We start from the raw sequence: 20,953 nt of genomic DNA, 5'->3' as shown, positions 1-20,953 counted from the left end.
AGACCGGGATCTCGTGGGTTTGATTTCTCAATTAATCGCAGCCACGCCGGTGGCGCGGCAAGCCGAAAAAGCTGTCATACAGGCATTGCCCATCGGGAGCTTAGGACTCCAGAACCGTTCCGGCGATGAATTCGAGCAGCTCGGAGCCCAGTTCCGGCTCGAAGAGATAGAAATGCCCGCTGGGGTAGACGCGCAGGTCGAACGCGGTGTCCGTGTGGGCGCCCCAGGTCTCCATCTCGGCGCGTGGCGCCCTGCTGTCGGATGCGCCGACGAGGGCGGTGATGGGGACGTCGAGGCGGGCGTCGACGGGCATGGCGTGCTGCTCCCAGAGCGTGAAGTCGTCCATGACGGGCGGCAGCAGGGCCTCCATGGCGTCCTCGTCCTCGGCGAGTTCCGCGTCGAAGCCGCCGAGCCGCAGCACCTCGGCCCGGAACTCCTCGTCGGAGAGTCCGTGCAGCTGGGGGCGGTCGCGGAAGGGCACGGGCGAGGCCTGGCCGGAGAGGAAGAGGTGGGCCGGGCGGGGGCCGCCGCGGGCCTGGAGGGCCAGGGCCAGCTCGAAGGCCAGCAGGGCACCGCAGGAGTGGCCGAAGAAGGAGAAGGGTCCGTCCAGTACGGGCCGCAGGGCCTGCGCCAGCGTCCGTACGAGCGGTCCGACCTCGGTGGCGGCGTCCTCCAGGATCCGGTTCTGCCGGCCGGGCAGCTGTACGGCGACCACTTCGATGTCGGCCGGGAGCCGGTGCACCCAGTCGTTGAAGGCGCCGGCGCCGCCTCCCGCCTGCGGGAAGCAGACCAGTTGGTGACGGTGTCCGGGCCGCCTGGCCCGCCATATGAAGGGGCTTTCGACGACCAGTCCGGCGGCGGTTTCCGTTGCGTGGCTGCGGGTGTGCATGACGATGGCCCCTCTGCGTTTCGTCGGACGGAAGCGGGAAGCACGAAGGGGGAAACGGAATATGGAATGCGGTGCCGGATTGAATGGCACTGGGGGCCGGATCAGATCAGCCGTGAATTCGTTTCCCCGCCCTTCCGGATTGATCGTAGGAGTGGCCCGTGGGCGGGGCAAGGAATGCCCGTACAGCTCTGCCGCGGCGGCACTGGTGAGCGATTCCTGCTTGCGTTTTCGGCCATCGTGTCCCGTTGTCCGCGCCCCGCACCGCACCGTCGGCCGTCCCGTCGACGGGACGGCCGGAACACGGCGAACGGGGCTGCCCGGCCGTTCGGCCGGGCAGCCCCGTTCGCGTTGCGGTGCGTGCGGTGGAGCTCTCTAGATCTTCGCCTCGCGCTTGAAGGCCGAGCGGGCCCACAGGAAGCCCAGGAGGCTGAGGACGACGCCCCAACCCAGCGCGAGCCAGCCGCTGTTGCCGATTTCCGTGCCCATGAGCAGGCCGCGGAGGGTGTCGGTCATCGGGGTGAAGGGCTGGTACTCGGCGAACCAGCGCAGGCCGACCGGCATGGACTCCGGCGGGACGATCGCGCTGCCGAGGAAGGGCAGGAAGGTCAGCGGCATCGGGGCGTTGCTCGCCGCCTCGACGCTGCTGGAGCCCAGGCCGATGGCGGCGGAGAGCCAGCTGAGGCCGAAGGCGAGCAGGGCGAGGATGCCGAGGGCGGCGAGCCACTCGACGAAGGTGGCGTTGGGCCGGAAGCCCACCAGGAGGGCGACGCCGATGACGAGGACCAGGCTGATCATGGTCTGGATGACGTTGCCGACGACGTGCCCGGTCAGCACGGAGGACTTCGAGATCGACATGGTCCGGAAGCGGTTGATGATGCCTTCGGTCATGTCGGTGCAGACGGAGACGGCGGTCGAGACGGCACCGGCGGTGGCGGCCATCAGGAGGATGCCGGGGGCGACGAAGTTGGTGTAGTCGCCGCGGTCGCCCGTGCCGCCGCCCGGCAGTTCGATGCCGGCGCCGAGCGCGCCGCCGAAGACGTAGACGAACAGCAGGAGCATCAGGATCGGCATCGCGACGATCGAGATCGTCATCGAGGGGTAACGCTGGGCGTGCTTGAGGTTGCGGCGCAGCATCGTCATCGAGTCGCGCATCGCGTACGTCGTGCTCATCGCCGGGCCTCCTTCACCGCGTCGGCGGGGCTGGGAACGGTGGTGGCGTGGTGGCGGGAGCCGTCGCCGGTGAGGGCGAGGAAGACGTCGTCCAGGTCGGGCGTGTGGACGGTCAGCGCGTCCGCCTCGACTCCGGCGCTCTCCAGCAGGTCGAGGACGGAGCGGAGCGCGGGGATGCTGCCGTCGCTGGGGATCTGCAGGGTGAGCTTCTCCTCGTCGCGGGCGCCGGGGCCGAGCGCGAGGCGGCGGGCGGCGGCGTCCAGGCTGAGCACGTCGGAGAACTGGAGGCGGATGTGGCCGCCGGGGATCCGGCGCTTGAGCTCGTCCGCGGTGCCCTCGGCGACGATCTTGCCCTTGTCGAGGACGGCGATCCGGTCGGCGAGCTGGTCGGCCTCCTCCAGGTACTGCGTGGTGAGGAAGATGGTCACGCCCTGGGCGGTGAGCTGCTGGATCAGGTGCCACATGGTGCGGCGGCTGCGCGGGTCGAGGCCGGTGGTCGGCTCGTCGAGGAAGATCAGGCTGGGGTTGCCGACGAGGGTCATCGCCAGGTCCAGCTTGCGGCGCATGCCCCCGGAGAAGGTGGAGGCCATCTTCCCGGCGACCTCGGTGAGTTCGAACTGCCGGAGTAATTCGGCGGTGCGGCGCTTGCCCTCCGCGCGGTCGAGGTGGTGCAGGTCCGCCATGAGGAGCATGTTCTCCTCGGCGGTCAGCAGTCCGTCCACCGCCGCGAACTGTCCGGTGACACCGATCTCGCCACGAATGGCGTCCGCGCTGCGGTCGAGCGAGTGCCCCACGACGGTCGCCTCACCGCCGTCGGCGGAGATCAGCGTCGAGAGGATCTGGACGGTGGTGGTCTTCCCCGCGCCGTTCGGACCGAGGAGGGCGAAGATCGTGCCCGCCTGCACGTGCAGGTCAATCCCGTCGAGTACGAGCTTCTCGCCGTACGACTTGCGCAGGCCGACTGCGCTGATTCCCCTGGGCGGGGCCATCTGTTCGGTCGCGGCACTCATCGTGCCCCCTCCATTTCGTAGCTGTTGCGAGGCAGAGCTCTGACGTCAGGCGCCGTGCGCACGCTGGATGGTGATGTCACCGAGGCTGGTCCTCGCGTGCACCTTGACGGTCTCCGCGCCCTCGGTGGGGCCTTCGGCGGATCCGAGGGTGCTGTAGACCGTCCCGGACTGGGAGTTGATGTCGAGCCAGGCGGCAGTCCCCTGGCGGATCCCGACTTCGAGGTTGCCGGCTTTAGTCTGGAGCTCGACGGTGCCCCGCGCCACTTCCTCGATGCGTACGTTGCCGTTCGAGCTCTTTGACGACACGGACCCTTGCGCCCGGCCCACGGTGATGTTTCCATTGGCGACCTTCAGTCGCAGATCGCCCGCCACGTCGTCCAGCCACGTGTTGCCGTTGGAGTTCTTGATGTCGGCGTCGCCGCCGATCGCGCGGACCCTGACCTCGCCGGATCCGGTGGTGATGTCCACGTCGCCGGCGGCCGAGTCCAGCTGGATGTCGCCGTGCTGGGTCTTGAGCCTGACCGGGCCGGCCTGGTCGAGGCGGATGTAGCCGGCGCTGGTGCGGACCTCGCACTCGCCCAGCGTTCCCTTGCAGGTGATGTCGCCCATCTCCAGGGTGCCGAGCAGGCGCGAACCCTCGGGCAGGGCGACGTCGACGGTGACCGAGCCGCGGGCGCTGAACAGGCCGCGCGCCTTCGGGGTGCGGATGGTCAGGTTCCCGTCGGCAAAGTCGACCTTCGTCTCCTCGGCGGCGCGCTGGTCGTCCTTGTCCCCGGCGGTGCGCGGGTGGATCTCGACCACGGTGTCGGTGCGGTCCGACGCGCTGATCCGGGCGACTCCGACCTCGACGTGGATGGTCGCGGTGATGGGTCCCTTGGTCTCGTAAGAAGGCATGGCTGTCCCGTCCTCGTGGGTCTGGTGGCCGCCCCCGCTCCGGGGACGTGAAGACGACGCGGGAGTGGTCGGCTCCCGTACGCCGGTGTCGTGTGCCCCGGTGCCGCGCCTGCGGCACCGGTCGCGGTGCTAGCTCACCCAGCCGGTGAAGCTCCGCCTGCCGCTGCCGCGCCGGGGCGCCTGCGTGTCGGCCGGCGGCCGGGCGCCGCCGGTCTCCAGGGCGCCCGAAACCGCCCTGACGAGCCAGGCGTTGAGGGAGAGCCCCTCACGGGCCGCCGCCTGTTCGGCCCGCGTCTTGACGTGGCCGGGGAGTCGGAGGTTGATGCGTGCGGTACTGCTGTCCTCCCCTTCCGGCGCGAGCGGCACGGCGGGCAGGGCGGCCGCGGGCGCTTCGTCGAAGCCGCCCGCCCCGAAGGGCTCTTCCTTCGGCGGGGCGGTCACGACGAACTCGGGATCGAGCCCCCGCAGCCGTACGTCGACCGAACCGGGAGCGAGCTCCCGGGTGACCTCGCCCATGGCGTCCGACAGGGCGGTCAGGAGGGTGAGTCTGGCTGCCGACTCTAGCGGGGCGGTGAGGCGCTCGGCGAGAGCGCGGGCTTCTTCGCCGCCCGCATCGGCGGCCACCGCGAGCTCGTGCCGAAGACTTGCGACATAGGGGCTGAGGTCCATGTCCCACAGCATGACACACAAGTGGCGCCATGGCGAGCCAATCTGGCGCCACATGTGCCACCATTTCCAAAACCGCAGGTCAGGCAGTGTGCCATCGATGAGCCAAGCTGAGCCATGGCGGCGCCACCACGGGGCGCGGTGGCGCGCGCTGCACATCCACGCACGACAGCACGGGACGGTGCGGACCGGCCTCACGCGGGTCGCGGGGCCGCAGGTGTCGCGGGTCGCGGCAGGGGGATTCCCGGGCGGCGTGCATTTCGAATTATCCGGCGGAACGCATAAGAGTTCACGGCGCCCCGAAATGCGACCGCGGGGTCGTCCTGTCGACAGGACGACCCCGCGGGTGGTGCCGTGAATTGCGCCGCCCGAATACCGGCCGATGCGCTCCCGGGAAGCGGATACGGACGGCCGGCGCGGGCGCCGGACACGACCGGCCGGGTCAGTCGGCGGCGGGCGCCGGACGCAGTTCCAGCGTGCAGCACTTTGCGCTGCCGCCGGCCTTGAGCAACTCGGACAGGTCGACGCCGATCGGCTCGAAGCCGCGTTCCGCGAGCTGGGCGGCCAGCCCCCGCGCCTGCTCGGGCAGCACCACGTGCAGGCCGTCGGAGACGGCGTTCAGCCCGAACGCCACCGCGTCGGCCTCCTCGGCCTGGATCGCGTCGGGGAACAGCTCGGCGAGCACCTCGCGGCTCTCCGGGGAGAAGGCCGCCGGGTAGTACATGACCTCGTCGCGGTCGAGGACCGACAGGGCGGTGTCGAGGTGGTAGAAGCGCGGGTCGACCAGCGTCAATCCGAGGACCGGGCGCCCGAAGAACTCCTGGGCCTCCTCGTGCGAGCGCGGGTCGCTGCGGAACCCGCTGCCCGCCAGGAGGGTGTCGCCGGCGAGCAGGAAGTCGCCCTCGCCCTCGTTCACGTACTCCGCCTGCCGGACCTCGCCCCACCCCCGCTCGGCGAACCAGTCCAGGTACGCCGGGGACTCCCCGACCCGGTAGCTGTGCCGGAACCGGGCCACCAGCACCCGCCCGTCCAGCACGGTCGCCCCGTTGGCCGCGAACACCATGTCGGGCAGGTCGGGCACCGGCTCGATGAGGTCGATCCGGTGCCCGAGCTCGACGAACAGATCATGCAGCCGCTTCCACTGGGAAAGGCTGGTTTCCGTCACCGTGGGCTTCGTGGGGTCCATCCACGGATTGATCGAATACCGTACGTCGAAGTAGTGCGGACGACACATCAGATAATGCCGCGGCCTTGCCGTTCGCCCTGATTGGCTCATGGTTTTCCTCGATGCGGAGTCGGTTCACGGATACCTCGTGACACGATATCCACGCCGCCGCCGCACTCAATAGCCGCGGATGAACAGGTGGCCAATTTCCGGTTTCCGGTTTTCAGGGCCACAACTCCAGTACCGCGTCCAGGGTGAGCTTCCACATGGGCTCGGCGCCGGTCCCGAACGCCGCGGCGAGCGCGTACCCGACGGCCGCGTCGTACGCCTCCGGCCGCCCCTCCTCCCACTCGGCGCTCACCCGCCCGTCGCCGGTCGACACGAAGACCCCGAGGGCCACACCGCCCCGCGACAGCCGGCTGCCGTCGAGCGAGACGGGAACGAACCGGTGCTCGCCGACGTCGACCCGGTAGGACCCGCGCGTCAGGAACCCCTTGGCGGGCCGCAGCCCCACCTCCGCTCCCCCGACGTCCATCACCAGGCGTTCGGGGTCCCGCGTCCCGATCGGCACGTGGCTCTCCACCGCCGCACCGCCGACCCGCCGCACCTCGGCCCGCGGCACCCCGTCACCGTCCACGACGAGCGTGCCCGCCTCATGGTCGAGTTCGACGGTGACCGTTCCGAACAGCGGGTCCTCGGCGGGCGGGCAGGCGTACGACTCCATCGACCGTTCCTCAGCTCTCGTGCGCTTGGGGCATCCCGTCCATTGTCGGGCCCCGCCCGCGCGACGAGATCGACGCAACGGCGCGCCGGCGGAAGGCTTCGGGGCCGGTTTCCTCCCCGGCGGTCCACCAGACGCCGAGCCTCTGGCGGACCAGGCGCCAGCCGCCGTCCGGGGCCCGGCGGAACTCCCAGTCGTAGGGGCCTCCCATGGAGTACGGGGCGGAGGGCGCCCCGTTGCCCGTGACGGCGACGAACCACATGTAGCCGATGCCGGTCGCCCGGTCCCCGTCCACCTCGAAGTGCGTGTTGAGGATGTGGTGCTGCATGCTCGGGAAGGGCGCCTCCGCCTCCTCCACCTGCTCCCGGATCGCCTCCCTGCCGCGTATCTCCCCCCACGGCCCGAACTCCAGCACCGCGTCCTCGGCCCAGCACTCGGCCCAGGTCGCCCAGTCCTTGCCGTCCAGCGCCCGCCACCCACGGACCAGCAGGCAGCGCAGTGCCTCCTTGTCCTCCAGCACGCGCAGCCGGCGGACCAGGCCGCCGTCATCCGCCGGGGCGGTCACTGCGCGCTCGCGGCGGGACGGACGACGATCTCGTTGACGTCGACCTCCGGCGGCTGGGACACCGCGTAGGCGATGGCGTCCGCGACGGCGGAGGCCGGCAGCGCCACGGCGCGGTAGGCCCGCATGGCCTCCCTCGCCGCCGGGTCGCTGATGTGGTCGGCGAGTTCGGACTCGGTCACCCCCGGGGAGACGAGGGTGACCCGTACGTCACCGCCGGACTCCTGCCGCAGCCCCTCGGAGACGGCCCGTACGGCGAACTTGGTGGCGCAGTACACGGCGGCGGTGGGCGACACCTCGTAGGCGCCCACCGAGGCGATGTTCACGATGTGCCCGGCGCGCCGGGCCCGCATCACGGGCAGGGCTGCGGCGATCCCGTGCAGCACTCCCCGTACGTTCACGTCGATCATCAGGTCCCACTCGTCCACCGCGAGCGCGTCCAGCGGCGAGAGCGGCATCACCCCGGCGTTGTTGACCATCACGTCCAGCCGCCCGTACCGCTCGCCCGCCGCGGCCACGAAGGCCCGCACGTCGGCGGCGTCCGTCACGTCGAGCCGCCGGTACGCCGCGGCACCGCCGGCGGCGTTGATCTCCTTGCTCAGCGCTTCGAGCCGCTCGGTGCGCCGCGCCCCGAGGAGCACACGGTGCCCGTCGGCGGCGAGCCGCCTGGCGGTCGCCTCCCCGATCCCGCTGCTCGCTCCGGTGATTGCCACGACCTTGGTCATGCTGCCCTACCCCTCGAACGGTCGCAGGTCCGTCCTGCCCGACCGAGTCTTCGCGAGCGGAAGGGGGCCGACCAGGACGCGCGTTGCCAGGGTGCGGCACACCCGGGCAGGGCCCACCCCCACGGCCTAACCTGGGGCCATGACCCCGACGACGACCACGGCCGACCGGGCAGCCGACCGGGCCCTCGGCGAGTTCCTCCACGCGCGCAGGGCGGCCCTGCGACCCCAGGACGTCGGCATGGCGAGCCACGGCGTACGCAGGGTCGCCGGTCTGCGCCGCGAGGAGGTCGCCGTCCTGGCCGACGTGAACGTGGACTACTACGCCCGCCTGGAACAGGGTCGCGAGCGCCACCCCTCGGCCCAGGTCCTCGACGCGCTCGCACACGCCCTGCGCCTGCGCCCCGACGCCCACGCCCACCTGCACCGCCTGGCCGGCTCGCGCCCGGCCGACCGCCCGGCCCACGACCGGGTCGACCCGGCCCTGCGCCGGCTCCTCGACGGCTTCTCGGACTGCCCCGCCTTCGTCGTCAGCACCGCCCTGGACATCCTGGCGGCCAACGCCTGCGCCCTGGCCCTGCATTCGCCGTTCTCACCGGCGGACAACCTGGCCCGCATGGTCTTCCTCGACCCGGCGGCCCGCCACTTCTACCCGGACTGGACCTCCACGTCCCGGGCCACGGCGGGTCACCTGCGCGCGGCCACCGGCATCGCCCCGGACAACGCCCGCCTGCGCGACCTCGTCCGGACCCTCACCGCCCGCAGCCCCGACTTCGCCCGCCTGTGGACCACCCACGACGTCCTGACCAAGACCCAGGACGCGAAGCACCTCCACCACCCGGTGGCCGGCCCCCTCACCCTGACCTACCAGTCCTTCGACGTCCGCGCCGCCCCGGGCCAGCAACTCATCGTCTACCAGCCCGCCCCCGGCACCCCGACGGCCGAGGCCCTCACCCGGCTCGGTACGGATCCTTCCCGCACCGGAGGGTAGGGCGGCACCTCGGCCGTCGGACCGGCAGCCCTGCTGCCGGGCCTCGTACCGCTCGGCGTCGGCGGGGCATCCGAAGTCTGCGGCCTCCCTGCCGACTTGGCCGACATTGCTGCTGTTTCACCGCTACCCTGCTGCCGTCGGGTGCCACTGACGCGCGCCCCCGTCGTGGCGAGAGGACAAGCATGGCGAAGGTCGTGATGTGCCATGGAATCGGCTACACGTACCAGCATCGCGACGGCATGCACTCCGAGTGGTACAAGGCGCTTCGGACCGGCATGATCGACACCGGCTTCGAGCCGGTGGAGGAGACGGGCGTGGCAGCCGTCTACTACGGGAACTGCTTCCGCTCCGCCGGGTCCAAGAGCGCCACCGGCCCGGACGAGTTCGCCGGCCTTCCCAACTACGGGCCCGTCGACCTCCGCGCCGACCTCGAGCTGGAACTGTTACGCGCCCTCGCCGAGAACACGGAGGCAGCGCAGGCCGGCACGAAGGGCGCCGTGCAGAGCCTGCTCAGGCGCCTGGAACGCAGCAAGTTGCTGGGCGACGTCCCCGCCAAGGCCATCATCTGGATGATCAAGCAGGTACACCGGTACCTGACCGAGGAAGCCCTTCGCGAGGCCGTACAAGCCCGTTGGGATGGCGTCGTCACCTCTGACACGCGGGTCGTCGTGGCCCACTCGCTCGGCAGCCTGGTCGCATACGAAGCGCTGTGCGCCCATCCGGAGTGGGAGGTCGACACCCTGATCACCTTGGGGTCGCCACTCGGGCTCGGTGCCATCTCGTCCCGGCTACGGCCCCCACTGGTGCAGGGTCAGGAAGCGCAGTGGCCGGGCGTTCGACGCTGGATCAACATCGCCGCCGTGGAGGACCCGGTCGCCCTCGTCAAAGAGCTGGCCCCGCTCTTCGGCAAGGACATCGAGGACATGCCGGTCCGCAACGGCCGGTTCGCCATGCACTCCGTCCTTCGCTATCTCACGACCGCTGAGGCCGCGAAGGGGATCGCGGATGGCCTCGGCGCGGCCTGAGGCCCGGGACGGGCTCCGCCGCGTCTGCGTCGTCACCGGCACCCAGCTGTACGGGGCGGGCCTGGAGCCGCTTCCCTACGTGCCGCAGGAGGTCGCGCTCGTCCGCAGCGTTTTCAAGGACGTCGGCTTGGAAGTGCTCGACGATGTCTCGCTCGACCCCACACCCGCTGACCTCAAGCGCGCGGTGGGCCGGGCCATGGGCGGCGAGGAGGCAGGAGCCCACCCGAACGCCGTGGTGCTGTACTACTCCGCACACGGATACACCACCAATGCCGACTACCGGCTGGCCACCTTCAAGGGCACCTGCGGAACCAGCGAGGACTTCGCCACCAGCATCTCGGCGCACGAGATCGCGAGCCTCGTCAACCAACCCGGTCCGGACCAGGTGGTCGTCATGTTCGACGCCTGCGAATCCGGGTCGGCCGGGGACGCCTTCCTCCATCTGGAGGAGAGCATCGCCAAGATCGGAAACATCGGCCCCGACGTCTACCTGATCACCGCCGCGGGCCGCAACGAGGAGGCCCACCAGTTGGCCTTCGCGGACGCCTTCTCTGCGTCCCTGAAGAGCCCCGGAGTACCGAACAGCCTGCAGTACGTCGAAGCCGCCGTCCTCTGCCGGGACATGAACCACCGCTTGGGAAGGGTCGGCCAGTCGGTCCTGTGCCACACCCCCAGCAGCGTGGGCAAGCGTCCGCTGCGCGCCTTCCCCAACCCACGCTTCCGCAAGCGCCGCCCGCAGTACATGCCCGAGGCCACGGAGGGCTTCGGCTGGGCCTTCTGCGGCCGTAAGCGCGCCCTGGGGGAACTGGTCCCGCACGTGAGCGGAACCGACCCCGACCGACGCCCCATCGTGGTGACGGGCCATGCCGGCTCGGGCAAGTCCACCTTGCTCGCCGCTCTCGCCGCGGCTTCGGAGGGACAGCCCCTGCCGACCGCCGCGGGCTCCGACGTGATCGGGGTGCCCCGTGGCAGCGTCGCGCTGGTGCAGGCGTACGGCCTCGTCTGGGACCTCGTCCTGGAAGAGATCGGAAACGAACTGGGAGTGCCCTACCAGGACGATCCCGAAGCGTTCTTCCGGGCGCTGGATGCCCTGCCCGCTCCCAGGGGCCTCCTCATCGACTCGGTGAACCGGGTGGGCCCCACCGACGCCGTCGACGTGGGAGACCCCACGGCCCTCCAGGAGTTCATCGAGAAGGTGCTCCTGCCGCTGAGCGCGATAGACACGATTCGCCTGGTGGTCGCCGCCGAGACGCCCCTCAGCAGGCTGGGCGCGCGCGAGATACCGCTCGCCGGCCCCGAGTACTTCGAGCCTGAGGACATCGAACTGCTCTCTCGCACCATCCTTGCCCGCCGCCAGGGGTCTCTGCACAAGGACATGCCTCAGCAGCAGCTCGAACACCTCGCCGCAGGGGTTCGCGAACGGTCCCACACCTCCTTCCTCCGGGCATATCTGTTCTCCATCGATCTGGCAGGACGAGAGCCGACACAAGACGAGGCCGCAGTGCAGACCTCCGTGGTGGACGTCTTCGAGCAGCAGCTGGCCCGTGTGGAGCGGGACGATCCCGCATGGGCCAAGGATCTGCTGACGCCCCTGGCGCTGGCTCTGGGCGCCGGCATGCCGAACTTCTCGCTGTGGATCGACGTCGTCCAGCGGCTCACCGCCCGGCGGGTGGACCACGATGCGCTCGATCGCCTCCTGCACGCGGCGGAGGAGTTCATCACCGACGCGCAGAGCAGCGCGAACACAGCCGGATGGCGCCTGCGGCGTGAGGAGTTCGCCTCCTTCCTCGCTCAGCAGTACGACACCGCACAGGCGCATGCCGCTTTCACCAGTGCCTTGGTCGAGGCACTGGGCACAGGTCCGGACCGCAAGCCCCAGTGGTCGGCCGCCGATGACTACACGCGCCGCAACTTCGCCGAGCACGCCCAACGCGCCGGGCTGCTGGACGACTTCCTCACGGACCCGGACTTCCTTCTTTCCGTCGACCCGATGCGCCTGCGGCGCGCCCTGACACTGGCCGGCACGCCACGGGCCCGTGCCGTGCGGGAGCTGATGGACCTGCTGCGGAGCAGCAACCGGGAGGACGAGGCCGACGTATCGCGGCTGGAGTTCCTCGCCCAGGCGCACCAACAGACCGAACTCGCGCGCAACACCGGGGGCAAGCAGAAGCTTTGGAACAGCACGTGGGTGCACCGGGTACCGACCGACGCGGTCACAGGTGTGCCGGTTGTTCGTGGCGGCAGCTTCCTCGTCGTCGGCACACAGGACGGAGGCGCCCTGGTCGGCGAGCGGGACCGGCTCGGACTGCGCGAGCTGGAGGCGGTGGGCGACCCGGTCTCCGGAGTGCACGACCCGGTCTCCGCGCTGAGCGCCGGCCTGCTCAACGGCAAGCCCTTCGCCGCCCTCGGCACCTGGAACGGCGGGGTCGTCCTCCACGACCTGGGTACTGGTCAGCGCTATGCCATGGATGACCCCCGCCCCTTCGCGGACCGCATCGTCGCCTGTGAGGTGGGTACCGAAGGGCTGCTGGTGGCCACGGCACACGCGTGGCGGCGCTACGGGCTGGCCGGCGTCAGCGACCTGCCCGTCGACACGGGCGGACTGGTCCTGGCCTCGGTGGCCACCTTGGCACTCCCAGAACTGGGCTGGACCGTGGGCTGCTCCTCGGGCGAGGTGGCGGTGTGGGCACCGAACGGCACGCTGCAGCGTACGTTCATGACGCCGCAGCGCCAAGCGCTCACTCACATCGCGTCGTACGAGGGCGATGTCCTCACGGCGAGCAACGACGGCACCGTCTTCCGCAGCAGTGCGTACGGCACGGACCAGCACTGCATCACACGACATGACCAGCCCGTGACCTCCATGAAGGTGCGCCGCATCGCCGAAGGCGCACTGCTGCTGACCACCAGCCTCGACGGCATCGTGCGCCTCACCCCACTCGACCCGGCCTCTCCGGGTCTCGCTGCGGTCTCGGCGGACCTGGGCATCCAGATCAAGGCTGCCGACCTGGAAGACGCGGGCCGGCTCGTCGTCTGCACCAACCGCGGTACAGCACGCATCACATTCTGACGACTGCTCGACACAGCCGCATCGACTCAGGGGGAAAAGAGTTTGCCGGACAGCACCACGACCGAGCCGACCGCCGAACGCACCACATACGACACCCTCCTCGTGCTGCACGCGATTGCGGCGCTCACCCAGCGCCCGGGAGGCTCGCCCGTCGAAGCGCTCCAGCTCGTGCGGACCCTCGTCGCTCGTACGCACCTGCTCACGGCGGACGCGCCGCTCCCCCTGGACTCGCTCCGCTACGAAGGGCCCAGGGAGCAGCTGAGCGGCGTGGGCGCGCTGCTGGCCGAGGACATGGAGCCCGGATCCACAGGGCTGCAGCCCCAGTTGCTGGCCCTGCGGGAAGCCGGACTGGTCGACAAGTTGTACGACTTCGTCGCACGGGCCGAGCGGCTCAGCTCCTCCGGCGGCACGTCACGAACGGCGCCGCCGACACCCCACCCCGAGGGTCCCGAGGCCATTCACACGTTGCTGCGGCCGGCGGGCGGCTGGTCCGCGATCGCAACCCTGACGCCGGAGTTCTCCGCGCTCTCCCCCTCCTTGGCGGAAGCCCCGCCGGACGACAAGCAGAGTGCGGAGGGGAGCCCGCCCTGGTCGGCGACCGGTGAGATATTCGAGACCGAGGCCCAGCTGGCGTTGGTCCAGGCCTGCCGCCTCGCGGTGACCCGGGGGCGGGCGCAGCCGCCGCGCATCACGGTCTCCTTCACGTCGCCCGGGCTGCACTCGCCCTCCGCGGCCCAGGACGGCGTCAGCGCCGCGGCCGTGGCGCTGACCTACCTCGCCCAAGAAACGGGGCTCCCTTCTCCCGCACGCAAGAACGTCTTCGTCATGGCCGGCATCACACCCGAGGGCCAGTGGACCGCTCCGGAGGACCTGCACCTCTGGGAGACGGTCCGCGCCTCGGGGATGGCGGTCCTCAGCTGCAGTGCGGGAGGGTGGACCCTGGAGGAAGGCGGTGCTCCGCGGACGTCCGCGGAGCGCTCCCTGAACGGGGCGGCCGAACTCCTGTGGGGCTCCGAGTGGGACGGCGTCCAGGACCGGTGGCACTCCGAAAGCCTTCAGGCACAGCGCTGGAGCATCGTCTACGCGACCCCCGAATCCCGCGACGTTCAGGACGCCCTGGTATGGCAGGAAGACCCTGACGAGCCGCCACTCGTGGAGTCCTCGCAGGTGGCTTCGCTTCACGGGCAACTCCTTCTCCAGCCGAAGCAGGGGATGGTTCTCGGCGGTCCGGCGAACAGCGGCAAGAGTGTGATCGCCCGCCAGTTGGCCTCCAGGCTGGAAGGACAACGCTGGCGGATACTCGCCGTGGCACCGGCCGACAAACAACTGCCCCTGCCCGGGGACCTGCCGGCGATCGTCCGCTCCGCGATGCATCTCACCGGGATCGTCCCCGGAGTCAAGACCCTTGTGGTGATCGAAGACCTGCACCCGTTGGAGCGGGGCGACGTCGGACGCGTGGTCTCCGCCCTGGTGGGAGAGGTCGGCGTCGGCGTACTCGCGCTCACACGGTTCTCCGAGGGTTCCGGAGTGGAGTGGGACTCCAACAACGTCTCGCCGATGACGGCCGTGGTCGGCCAGAGCGAGGTCGGGGCGCTCGCCGTGCAGATGGCTGACGAACACCCGCAGGTGTACGGCGGGGCAGCGGACGCCCTGCCGACGCTGCTGGAGGCGGCCAGGGGAGACCTGTGGCTGCTCAGCCGCTCCATGCGGGAGGAGTCGTCCAAGCAGACGGGCGATCGGTCCTCGCCCCAGGCAGACTCACCCCCGTCGGACCCGGCCGGCGCTCTCTCCCAGGTCGGCCCGGCGGAAGCGGAGGCGCTACGGCTGTTGGCCGCAGTCTCGCAACTGGGTGACGTGGTACCCGAGGACTACGTGTCCGCGCTGTCCCCCGAGACGCTCAACCGGTTCGGTGCCCGCCGCTCCATGGGCCTGGTCAGGATTCCCAGCCGTCACTACGCCCGGAAGGTCCTCAAGGAACTGACAGCGGCCCCGGACAAGGACGAGGGGAACGCTGCGGCCGCCGTCCTGGCCAGCATGTCGGCTCCCTTGGAGTCGTACCTGCTGAAGCTGTTCGGCGACGATCGACCGCATCAGCTGATCAGTCTGCTGCGCACCTGCCATGCGTACGACTCCATCCTCATGGCGGAACTCTTCTCCAAGTCCGCCGTACGCGACGCCGTGGCGCAGTGGACGCAAACCGGTCAGGTTTCCGCGGTTTGCACGGTCCTGACGGTCTGCGATCGCTACCTCGAACCGAACTGGGTGCCGACCAGGCTCCCGGGCATCCTCAAGCGGGTGCCCGACGCCGAGGGCCTGACCGCCCGCACCATGTCATCCGTTCTGCGACTCATCTCCCGATACCAGCACCACGCACAGCAGTTCGAAGAGTTCGAGGCCTTGGTGCAATGGCTGGGGAAGCCCGGGGAAGGGCTCGAAGCCGTGCTGAACAGGCCGGCCTCGGTCGAGGACCGATACCACCTGGCCCGTAAGGTGTTCCGGCTGTACCACGCCGAATCCCCGGCGCTGCTCATCAGATCCACTGACGCCCTCGTGCGGGACATCCGTCCCCTCGTGGCCGAGGATCTCATTCACGTGCGCAAGCTCGACGTCCTGCTGAGCCGCTGCCACCGAAGGATGCCGGACCGGAATGCCCAGCAGCATCGACGCCCGCTGGAGGGATGCCAGGAGATCCAGGACGTCCTGGACCACCGGCCGCCCGCCAACGCGAGGTTCGGTGTCGTGGTCGGCTGGCTCTCCCTGCAGCTCCACTTCAACGGTCGGGACATCGACTGGGACCAGCTCATCGGCTCCTACGAACTCCAGGTGAGGGCAGCGCTCGGGCGTGCGACCGCCGCGGAGGTGAGTCTGGCCCTGAGCGACCTGGCACGCAATCACCGAGGCTTCTGCACCAAGATGCTCAACAAGGTGCGTGCCACGGAGCAGTTCCGCGCGCTGCTGCGGGAAGCAGCGCCGTCCGAGGCCGCTCAACTCATTTCCGTGCTCTCGAGGATCCACAGCGTGACCGTCCGGTTCCTGCTGTACCGCGAAGCCGATGGCGTCATCGAAGCCGACGCCTCCCTGGCGCGGGCACTGGCCAACCGGGTACGCAAACTGACCGACGGCAAGGGTGCGGGCAGGCTGTTGTCGACCACCCACCGGGTCGATGAGCTGTACTGCCATACCGCTCAGACCTTCGCGGGCACACTGGCGGCACATCTGGGCGAGCAGTTCGCCCTTGAGCTTCTGGACGACGAACGTCGGCCGTCCGTCCTCTACTACTTCCTGCGCGGTCTCTGGGAAGCCGAGGCCGACTACCGGCGCCGCGTCGAAGACAGTGCGTTCCATCTGATCGTCGAGTCGATCGGCTCCTCCTACCGGCTGCACCGGCCATGGGCAGCCCCGCTGGGACTGCTGCTCGTCGGAGACGACTATTTCGGTGAAGAGCTGCTCACCAAGCTCTCCGAAGCACTCGATCCCCTGCCCCTCGCCAAGCGGATGACCGAGCCGGGGCTGAAGGCGGAGACCTTCACCGCCCTGCACCAGCTGGCCCGTGCGGTCCACCCGGACATCCCCCAGCGCTACAGGGCCAGGTTCGACATGGACCGCCTGCTCGTCTCCCTCGTTCCGGCCAGCCCGGATTCGGTGGCGCAGCGTCTTCGGGCCACCGCGACGACCCTGCGCATGAGCGGGGAGGAGAACGCGCAGGCGCTGCTGCTGTCGCGGTTCAAGCAGTCCGTTCCTTCCTGGGACTGGGCCGACGAGATCCGCAAGACCCCGACCACGGCGGCTCTCGTCCAGGCGCTCGACAACCTCCGGAAGCTCGATCCCGTCCTGGCGACCACCGTCATCCACGAGCTGGACCGGACGGCGGAGGACGGGCAGTCCAGCTACCTGCAGGATTCCGTCATGCGGTCGGTGTCGACACCGGACCAGCTGGCCAATCTCCTGCACTCGGTCGATCTGATCCAGCCGGGGCAGGGGCGGCGGCTGCTCGAGGTCCTACGCCAGTTCCACCACGCGTGGACGACCTTCACGGAGGAGTTCCAGTACGAGCAGGACCCCAGCAACCAGGGCAGGATCGGCAGACAGCTCGCAGGACTCGGTGTGCTCCCCGGGCAAGGCAATCTGGCCTGGATGAAGGCACTGGTCTACGAGAAGTGGCTGAAGATCGTTTCCCATCTCGCGAGTCCCCGTGCGGTCCGCGATCTGTTGAAGCTGACCTACATCTGGGACGAGCAGTGGGGACATGAGATCGCGGCCAGCGTCGACCCCGGCAAGCTCCTGAGCCGGCTCGGCCTCGGGAGCGCGGCGGACGTGAAGGAAGTGCCCGGCCTCCTGCACATTCTGACGCTGACGGGTCAACGGGACCTGGCCCACGCCCTCGTCGACAGGATCAGCACTGAGGGGCACCCCGTCCTGGCCCAACGGCTGGGCCTGAGTGGATCCGCTCAATTCCTACGGCGGCTGCACGCCTTGAACCGTGGGGACGTCGACGCCTTCGGAGTCGCGACGAGCCGCGTGCTGGAGTCGTTCCTGCGGCGACACCTCGTCGTCTCCCCCGAAGTCCACTGGAAAACCATCGGTTGGGCTGCGCAAGCCCTCCACGAGGTGGGCCAGGAGCACCTGCTCCCGCATGTAGCCCCGAGCCTCCCCGTCAACGGCGCCTACGGGGCGGAGGTGAGCTGGGCGGCCGCCTGGCTGCCCGACTCCTCCTGGAAGCAGGCTGCCCTGGACGAGGCGCTTCCCGCGTTCCAACGGTCGTCCCGCACATGGTGTCAGGCCGAGCTCACGACCATGGCGCTGATCGCATGCGCTCGCACCGGCCGTCTGGAGGACCCTTCGGTCAACGAGACGTACTGGAGTCTCAGCGCGGAGGCGTCACTCGGCGTACTGGCCCTCGCATACCGCACTGCACAGGACCACGAGGAAATGCACCAGCTCCTCCTTGCGCTGAAGCCGTCCGTCGAACGACGGCTGCAGTCACGCGTCCACTCGGTCGATCCCTGGCGACAGGAACTGCGTTCCCTCCTCAACCAGATGCGCAACCCGGCGGAGGAAGCCCGGCCCAGCCTGTTCGGACCAGGTGGTCTCCTGGACCGCCGCTGACCGACCCCGTCGCGCCTGCACTCCGCCTGCGAGGAGGCGGAGTGCGGCAGCGTCGAAGCTGCCCCCACCGGTACGCCCACGCCCCTCGGCCACGTACTGACAAGCCGTGGGAAGAGCCGCCAACCGGGTCGGGCGCCCTTCGCGACGGTGAGCAATGCTGCAGACGCATGGAGCGTCACGGCCGGCCAGACGCTGCACGCCGTCACACCAGGTCGGACAACAGCTGGTCGAGAACCGTCTCCTGGTGAACGCGTCCGGCCCCCTGGGGTCGGCCTCCACCCGCTCGCAGGAGAAGAGCAGCACCTTGCCGGTGGGCAGCATGGCGATGTGGGCGGCGAAGTCGGGCGATGGGAAGTAATCCGCGAACTGCCCGTACGCCTTGGGGTGGAACTTGGAGTTCGCCAGCTCCTGGGACCTGGTCAGATCGTTGAGACTTTCGATCCGCGCGAGCTGGGAATACCCGCCCAGAGCCTGGGCCGCCGCGCGGATCTTGGCATGTTCCTGAGCATGCCCGGCCCCCAGAGTGGCCGCTTCGTCAGCTTCAGTCGGGTGGCCGGCCCCGTCATGGGCGGCTGCGGGAACGGCGGCGACGAAGAGGGCGGTGGCTGTGAGCGCGGAGATCGACGCCGCGATCTTCCTGGGGCGGTGCCTGCGTGACATGTGACTCCTCACCTTCGAGCACGTGCGGACGGGCGGACCGCCTGCCCGGGGGCGACGATCAGTCACACACGGTGACAGATGTATGACGCCATGCACGTATCCCGCTCGGTGAATTCGGGCCCTCGACACAGGGCCGTCGGTGTCACGGACCAGCACCGCCCCGCCCGAACGCCGCCCCCGAGCCGCAGCACGGTCCCCCGCACGGCCGCCACTCTTCGTAGACGAACACGCCGGGCGGGGATCGAGAGCCACCCGTTCTCCGCTCCGGGTCCCACGGGCCCGTCAGGCTCGGGTGCCGCCCGGTTCGTACGGGTCGACCGGCAGCGGATCGAAGGGGTGGGCCGTGTGCCCGCCCCTGGGGGAGCAGGCGCCGAACGGGCCAGTGTCCGGATCCGTCAGTACCCGCAGGTGGGGGTCGGCGTGGTGCAGCCACCAGGTCGACATCCCCAGCATGGGATCCAGGCGCAGCTGCTCCCAGGCCAGCCACAGCGCGGCCAGCCTGGCGCCTGCCTCCGGGTGCTCCCACCAGCGGGGGCACCAGGTCGCCGACGTGCCGTTCAGGCGGCGGCGGACCGTCGGCGCCAGATACTCCGAGACGAACGCGAAGACGTCCGCGAAGTGGAACTCCGTACCCTCCGCGGGCGCTTCCCGCGCCCCGGTACCGGCGGGCATCAGCGCTCGACCTCGGCGGTGCGCGCGAGTTCCGGTACGGGGTTGACCACCCCGTGGCCCAAGTGCTCTGCGGGCCGTTGCGAGGGCACCCTGTCGGGGATGTCCACCGCCACCATGAAACCGTGCGCGCGGTCCGGACCGCGCGGCTCGTTCAGCTCCGGGTAGCTGTCCGCCGACATCAGCCGTGAGATCGCGGCCTGGTGCTCCGCCCGCCGGTTCTCCGGCACGGAGATGGCGGCGAGTTTCTTCGCGAACTCCTTCGGCGTCGTCTTCTTCGGGTCGAAGTCCTCCATGCGTATCTGGCAGCGCACGGGGTCGTCCGCGATCAACTCGTCGATCTCGGGCGGCAGGTGTCCGTGGCGCGGCGCGGGCAGCGCGAATTCCACGCCGTCCTTGCCCACCCGCTCGTGCGCGAGCAGCTGTGGGAGTTCGTCCTTGCCCAGGACGGACTTCTCTCCGATGTCCGCGGCGAAGACGACGACAGGTCCCTTGGCCTCCTCGGCATAGCGGCGGGAGACCGTGCTCCACACCTCCGGTGCGAGGTCGACGGCCTCCTTCGACGGCACGTCGAAGTCTCGTGTGAGCATCCGCCGGACCTGGGGCTCCCAGAGGTGGTAGGAGTCGAGTCGGCGGCCCGCCGGACTGTCCTCCAAGACCTGGTAGCCCCGGCTCTCGCCACAGGCCTGCGCCACGTACCGGTGCTCCACCACTTCGCTGGAGCCTTCCGGCTGGGACTTGTAGGACCAGAACGCCCGGACGTCGCCGCGATCCTCGTTGGTCACCGACGCGTTCGCGGCGACGCTCCTGATGAAGGACTGGACGTCCGGATGGCCCTCGCCCTTCTCGTTCGCCTCGCGCCAGTCCCGGAGAATCCGGTCCCGGACCTCGGACACCTGACGACCCGTGCGGGGGACGTTCGCCTCGTACTCGTTCTGGCGCTCCACGGCCGACGCGAGCTCTTCGCGCGTGGGAGGTACGGCCTTCGTCACCGGCGGGCCCGCAGGAACTCAGACGGTGCGTGGACGTCGACCGAGATGGTCGAACCCCCTGGCATGTCGGCGGTCCAGACCTGGAAGGACACGGACTGGCTCAGCACGACGTACGGCTCACCGCGCGTCGCGCCTGCCGGCTTCCAGTAGGCGAACCGGTAGGGCCGACGGCTCTCCAGCCGGAACTCCCGATCCGGCCAGTACCCGGGCTCCGGCGGCTCCGGGAAGTCCTCGGCGTCCCAGGTGCCCGTCCAGGTGGGCGTGCCCAGGACCGCCTCGGCCGCCTGCAGGTACGCAGGCCAGGTCTCGGCGGCGGTGGACAGCACCTCACCGTTCTCGGCGGCGGCGGAGGCCCTGACCTGCCAGGCGTCGTGGTCGACGCTCCTGACCGGGCTCCAATGCCCGCCCAGGACGTCGGAGAACGTCCAGCTGCCACCGCTGCGCGTCGTCACGTTCAGCTGTCGGTCGAAGGTCTCCGGCACCCAGCCGTACCGCTCGCACCACTCCCGGAACTCCGGCGACCCGCCCTGCGGCGGCCCGTCCCACACCGAGACCCAGTCGACCCCGCGCCAGTTCTCCAGCTCCGCGGTCAGATCCTGGGCGGTGCGGCCCGTCGTTTCCGTCAACATCACTCTCTCCTT

Annotated in this window: 16 protein-coding genes; 4 read left to right on the top strand and 12 right to left on the bottom strand. The window is 70.0% G+C overall.

The window, feature by feature from the left end:
- Positions 1-100: 100 nt before the first annotated feature.
- The 9 genes from IG86_RS0118015 to IG86_RS0117975 all read right to left on the bottom strand — a co-directional run bounded on the left by IG86_RS0118015 (position 101) and on the right by IG86_RS0117975 (position 7,802).
- Positions 101-889, bottom strand: coding sequence for a thioesterase II family protein (locus IG86_RS0118015; RefSeq protein ID WP_045936337.1), 789 nt, complete (start codon positions 887-889; stop codon positions 101-103).
- A gap of 372 nt (positions 890-1,261) precedes the next feature.
- The gene (locus IG86_RS0118010) at positions 1,262-2,059 is read right to left on the bottom strand and encodes an ABC transporter permease (RefSeq protein WP_030650717.1); all 798 of its coding nucleotides are present in this window, start codon (positions 2,057-2,059) and stop codon (positions 1,262-1,264) included.
- On the bottom strand, positions 2,056-3,069 hold the full coding sequence (locus tag IG86_RS0118005) for an ATP-binding cassette domain-containing protein (RefSeq protein ID WP_051785255.1): 1,014 nt from the start codon (positions 3,067-3,069) through the stop codon (positions 2,056-2,058). The genes IG86_RS0118010 and IG86_RS0118005 overlap by 4 nt, the downstream gene beginning before the upstream one ends.
- Positions 3,070-3,114: 45 nt before the next feature.
- Positions 3,115-3,963 (bottom strand): DUF4097 family beta strand repeat-containing protein, encoded by an 849-nt coding sequence (locus tag IG86_RS0118000; RefSeq protein WP_030897940.1) that lies wholly within the window; start codon positions 3,961-3,963, stop codon positions 3,115-3,117.
- Positions 3,964-4,092: 129 nt separating this feature from the next.
- Positions 4,093-4,632 (bottom strand): toxin-antitoxin system HicB family antitoxin, encoded by a 540-nt coding sequence (locus tag IG86_RS0117995; RefSeq protein WP_030821567.1) that lies wholly within the window; start codon positions 4,630-4,632, stop codon positions 4,093-4,095.
- A 439-nt stretch (positions 4,633-5,071) separates the two neighbouring features.
- A complete protein-coding gene (gene ddaH, locus IG86_RS0117990) occupies positions 5,072-5,905 on the bottom strand; it encodes a dimethylargininase (protein WP_030897938.1) in 834 nt (277 codons plus the stop codon).
- Between the two features lie 112 nt (positions 5,906-6,017).
- A complete protein-coding gene (locus IG86_RS0117985) occupies positions 6,018-6,518 on the bottom strand; it encodes a hypothetical protein (protein ID WP_030821562.1) in 501 nt (166 codons plus the stop codon).
- A gap of 10 nt (positions 6,519-6,528) precedes the next feature.
- Positions 6,529-7,080 carry a nuclear transport factor 2 family protein gene (locus IG86_RS0117980; protein WP_078905944.1) on the bottom strand — a complete coding sequence of 184 codons (552 nt, stop codon included), beginning with the start codon at positions 7,078-7,080 and terminating at the stop codon, positions 6,529-6,531.
- Entirely contained in the window at positions 7,077-7,802 is a 726-nt protein-coding gene (locus IG86_RS0117975) for an SDR family oxidoreductase (protein ID WP_030897934.1), read from the bottom strand. Before IG86_RS0117975 ends, IG86_RS0117980 begins: the two co-directional genes overlap by 4 nt.
- A gap of 139 nt (positions 7,803-7,941) precedes the next feature.
- On the opposite strand from IG86_RS0117975, the gene IG86_RS0117970 reads away from it, so the two are divergent.
- The 4 genes from IG86_RS0117970 to IG86_RS0117955 all read left to right on the top strand — a co-directional run bounded on the left by IG86_RS0117970 (position 7,942) and on the right by IG86_RS0117955 (position 17,991).
- Complete coding sequence (locus tag IG86_RS0117970) at positions 7,942-8,790, top strand: helix-turn-helix domain-containing protein (protein WP_037942649.1); 849 nt, start codon at positions 7,942-7,944, stop codon at positions 8,788-8,790.
- A gap of 182 nt (positions 8,791-8,972) precedes the next feature.
- Positions 8,973-9,815, top strand: a complete 843-nt coding sequence (locus IG86_RS38830) for an alpha/beta hydrolase (protein WP_037942646.1) — start codon at positions 8,973-8,975, stop codon at positions 9,813-9,815.
- Positions 9,796-12,885: a caspase family protein gene (locus IG86_RS0117960; protein WP_030897929.1), complete on the top strand. Its 3,090-nt coding sequence runs from the start codon at positions 9,796-9,798 to the stop codon at positions 12,883-12,885. The genes IG86_RS38830 and IG86_RS0117960 overlap by 20 nt, the downstream gene beginning before the upstream one ends.
- 42 nt (positions 12,886-12,927) lie before the next feature.
- On the top strand, positions 12,928-17,991 hold the full coding sequence (locus IG86_RS0117955; RefSeq protein WP_030897927.1) for a hypothetical protein: 5,064 nt from the start codon (positions 12,928-12,930) through the stop codon (positions 17,989-17,991).
- Positions 17,992-18,933: 942 nt separating this feature from the next.
- Here the strand turns inward: IG86_RS0117955 and IG86_RS0117945 are convergent.
- Genes IG86_RS0117945 through IG86_RS38825 form a run of 3 tightly spaced genes read right to left on the bottom strand, consistent with a single transcriptional unit; the run spans position 18,934 to position 20,941 of the window.
- Entirely contained in the window at positions 18,934-19,323 is a 390-nt protein-coding gene (locus IG86_RS0117945; protein ID WP_030897926.1) for a DUF4913 domain-containing protein, read from the bottom strand.
- Complete coding sequence (locus IG86_RS0117940) at positions 19,323-20,267, bottom strand: hypothetical protein (protein WP_157854846.1); 945 nt, start codon at positions 20,265-20,267, stop codon at positions 19,323-19,325. Before IG86_RS0117940 ends, IG86_RS0117945 begins: the two co-directional genes overlap by 1 nt.
- A 41-nt stretch (positions 20,268-20,308) precedes the next feature.
- Positions 20,309-20,941 carry a hypothetical protein gene (locus IG86_RS38825; RefSeq protein WP_051785254.1) on the bottom strand — a complete coding sequence of 211 codons (633 nt, stop codon included), beginning with the start codon at positions 20,939-20,941 and terminating at the stop codon, positions 20,309-20,311.
- Positions 20,942-20,953: the final 12 nt, after the last annotated feature.

It is taken from the genome of Streptomyces virginiae (genome assembly GCF_000720455.1).
Taxonomy (GTDB): Bacteria; Actinomycetota; Actinomycetes; order Streptomycetales; family Streptomycetaceae; genus Streptomyces; species Streptomyces virginiae.
This window is presented reverse-complemented; position numbering and strand designations above follow the sequence as displayed.